The sequence below is a fragment of the Candidatus Limnocylindrales bacterium genome, from assembly GCA_035571835.1.
GTDB lineage: Bacteria > Desulfobacterota > Binatia > UBA1149 > CAITLU01 > DATNBU01.
In genome coordinates this window covers 1-3,611 of record DATNBU010000046.1, presented here as the reverse complement: position 1 = coordinate 3,611, position 3,611 = coordinate 1, and the positions used below count along the sequence as shown (strand labels likewise).

The following is a 3,611-nucleotide window of genomic DNA, read 5'->3' as shown; positions in this document are numbered from 1 at the left end:
CGAGACGGCACTGTCGCAGGCTCGTTCCCGTCACGAGTTTCATACGGAATTGTCAGCAGCGGTGTAGGAACATTCAGCAGCAAGAAGATGCTTCCAAATGTGTCGCGAGAATCACGAAATTCCTTGACGCAGTTACGACGTTTCCATACATAGGCTGCTCTTCGAGCCTGCGGGGGCTCGAGAGGAGACAGGAAAATGCTCGAATCGGCACTGATCGTCGCCGGCCTCGTGCTCATCGGATGGCTTTTCCCAGAAGCCTGAAGGCGCCTAACGCCCGAACGTTGACCGGCCGAAAACGAAGGACCAGAAAAACAAGAGGGATCGCAGCGCAACGCCGCGACCCCTCTTTTCATTTGCGTTTCCTGCTTCGGCCCGGGTTCAGTGAAGCGTGTCGTTCCAGCCGCGGCCGCGCATGCGACGCTGAAGGCGCCAGCGTGCGATCTGGCGCCGCCACCGGTTGATCGTTTTCATCGTACCGGCCGGCAATGGCCGGAATCCCTGCACTCCCTTCCATCGAAGATACGCGTAGCCGAATCCCATGCCGCCAAGGTGCGCGGCATGCGCAATGCCGGTGTTGGTCGACTGCATGGCCTGCATCATCTCGAGCACGATCAGAAAGACGATCAGGTAGCGCACGCGGATCGGCAGGACGAAGTACAGGTAGACCTGGCGGTTCGGAAACCACATCGCGTACGCCATGAGGATTCCGTAGATCGCGCCGGAGGCTCCGACGCTCGGGGTATACGTTCCGAGCCGGACGAGCGTGAACAGGATTCCGCCGCCGACTGCACAAAGGAAGTAGTAGCGCAGGAAGAACCGGCTCCCCCAGCGCGGCGCGAGCTCCGAGCCGAACATCCACAGCGCGAACATGTTGAGGAACAGGTGCATCGCCCCGCCGTGCAGGAACTGGTAGGTAAAAAGCCTCCAGATCTCGCCGCGCTGGACGAGTGCCGGCACCAGGCCGAATTCGTGCGTGAGCCAGCCGCCGGTCGCGAGCTGAAGCATGAAGACCGCGACATTGACCGCGATCAGCCGCGCAACGACGACCGGCACCGCTCCGGCCGGACCGAATCGCAGGTTCGGCCTGTAGCCGGGCGGTCCTCCGTAGCCGGTCGGTCTCAAGAAGCCTCCGCGAACATTCTTCGCTCTGTCGACATCAGACGCCTTCTGTAGACATCAGACGCTGGAAAGCCAGTGCGCGTACGCGGGGCGCCCCCCGCGCACGGTCTGGAAATAAGCTTCCTGAAGCCGCGTGGTCACGGGACCGGGTTTTCCGGCGCCGATCGTGCGATCGTCGAGCGAGCGCATCGGGGTGATCTCGGCAGCCGTACCGGTCAGGAACGCCTCGTCCGAGATGTAGATCTCGTCGCGCGTGAAGCGCTCTTCGGTGACGCTGATTCCCTCGGCACGCAACAGCTCGATGGCCGTCGCACGCGTGATGCCTTCGAGCACGGTCGCGATCGGCGGCGTCTTGACGCGCCCGTCGCGCACGATGAACAGATTCTCGCCGCAGCCTTCGGCGGCATAGCCGTCGACGTCGAGCATCAGCGATTCGTCGTAGCCGCCGCTGCGCGCCTCGACGCTGGCAAGGATCGAATTGACGTAGTGGCCGACCGCCTTGGCCTTGGTCATCAGCGTATTGACGTGCATGCGCTGGAAGCTCGACGTGCGCACGCGGATCCCGCTCGCGAGACCTTCGTCGCCGAGGTAGCTGCCCCATGGCCAGACCGCGATCGCAACGTGAATCGGATTGACGGTTGCCGATCCGAGGCCCATCTCGCCGTCGGCCACGTAGACGAGCGGGCGGATGTAACACGCCTTGAGCTCGTTCGCGCGAATGGTTGCGATGCATGCGTCGCACAATTCGTCGACGCCGTACGGAGAGTCGATGCCGAGGATTTTGCACGACTGCACCAGCCGCACGATGTGCTCGCGCAAGCGGAACACCGCCGAGCGGCCGTCGCTTGCCTGATAACAGCGAATGCCCTCGAACGCGCCGACGCCGTAGTGAAGCGTATGGGTAAGGACGTGAACCTTCGCGTCGTCCCAGGGGACGAGCGTTCCATTCATCCAGATGCTTTTGCTCTTTTCCACGGCGGGTTCGTATCCACCGTGGCCATCGAGGTCAACGAAGCTTCGCCTCGCCGGCAGGATCGGCCGCGAAGCTGGACAGATAGAGCGTGCGCACCGCTTCCCGCGTGCGCTGGTAATCGTCGAGCAGCTTGCGGCCCGGGTCATCGTCGGCGTAGCCGAGTCGTATGGCGAGCGGCGCGAGCCCGGCAGGATCGGTGCCGAGCTGCTCGACCGGCCGGTCGCGCTCCAGCCGCAGCCGCGCTTCGAGCCGGCGCAGGAACCGGTAGTGGCCGAGGAGCGCGTCGGCCTCGGCCGCCGGCAGGAGGCGTTCGTCGCGCAGCGCTTCGAGCGCATCGACGGTCGAGCGCCTGCGAACCGACGGATGATCGGTTCCGTAGCGCAGCTGCATCATCTGCACGAGGAATTCGATGTCGACGATGCCGCCGCGCCCGGTCTTGATGTTCAGCCGCTCCTTGTCTTCACCGGCAAGCTCGTCCTCGACGCGCGCCCGGAGGCTGGCGATCTCGGCCATGCCTTCGGCTGCGATCGGTGCGCTCCAGACACGCGCAGAAAGCGCACGGTCGATGCGCGCCGTCAGATCTCCGTCGGCGTACACGACGCGCGCACGGATGAGCGCCTGACGCTCCCACAGCTCGGCCTCGGCGCTGTGATACTGCAGGAAGCTCGCGAGCGAAGTGACCAGCGGTCCGCTGCGGCCCGAAGGCCGCAGGCGCGCGTCGACTTCGTAAGCCACGCCGTCGCGCGTACGCGCGGACAGAAGCGAAATGAGCTTCTGTACCCACTTCGTCACGAGGACGTGTACGTCGGCATCGTATCCGCCGTCGGGATTGTCGGCCGTCCGCTCGGCGCCCCCGGCGTCGTAGACGAACACCAGATCGAGATCGGAGCCGTACGACATTTCGCGCGCGCCGAGCTTGCCCATGGCAAGAACGGCGAGTCGCACACGTTCCCACGGCCCTGCCATGCGCGCGGCGACCAGCCGGCGCGAGGCTTCGAGCGCTTCGACCAGAACCACTTCGGCAAGCGTCGTGAGCGCGCGATGCACGGCTTCGCTCGGCAGTGCGCCGGCGAGATCGTTCATGCCGATGCGCAGCAGCTCGGCCACGCGGAAGCGGCGCAGCACGCTGAGCACCGCTTCCTCGTCGATCGGCGCGTGCTTCTGGCCAGCCGGCGCAGGCGGCATCGCGGCCTCGAGCTGCAGCCGCAGCGACGTGCGCAGGTCTTCGGCAACCGGCTCCGGCGCGGCAGCAGAGTCCGCCCGCACCAGCGAATCGATGAGCTCGGGATGTCCGACCAGATGCGACGCCAGATACGGACTGCTCGCGAACAGCGAGACGAGGATTTCCATCGTCTTCGGAGAGCCGCTGAGAAGAGCGAGATAGCTCGTGTGCGCGCCGGTGCGGATCAGGAACTCGACGAGGCCCGAGAGCGCCCTCGACGGATCGGACGAACGCGCGACCGCATCGAGAAGGCGCGGCGCGAGCGCCTCCACCGCGCGCCGCCGCTGCGGGCGCGCC

Annotated in this window: 4 protein-coding genes; all 4 read right to left on the bottom strand. The window is 65.4% G+C overall.

Annotation, left to right across the window (positions count from 1 at the left end):
• The coding region (locus VN634_22385) for a hypothetical protein (protein ID HXC53653.1) at nucleotides 1–353 on the bottom strand (353 nt) is incomplete at its 3' end.
• A gap of 25 nt (nucleotides 354–378) precedes the next feature.
• A complete protein-coding gene (locus VN634_22380; GenBank protein HXC53652.1) occupies nucleotides 379–1,122 on the bottom strand; it encodes a rhomboid family intramembrane serine protease in 744 nt (247 codons plus the stop codon).
• A 54-nt stretch (nucleotides 1,123–1,176) separates the two neighbouring features.
• A complete protein-coding gene (locus VN634_22375) occupies nucleotides 1,177–2,094 on the bottom strand; it encodes a branched-chain amino acid transaminase (protein HXC53651.1) in 918 nt (305 codons plus the stop codon).
• A gap of 31 nt (nucleotides 2,095–2,125) precedes the next feature.
• Nucleotides 2,126–3,611: hypothetical protein (locus VN634_22370; protein HXC53650.1), on the bottom strand; the 1,486-nt coding region annotated here is incomplete at its 5' end.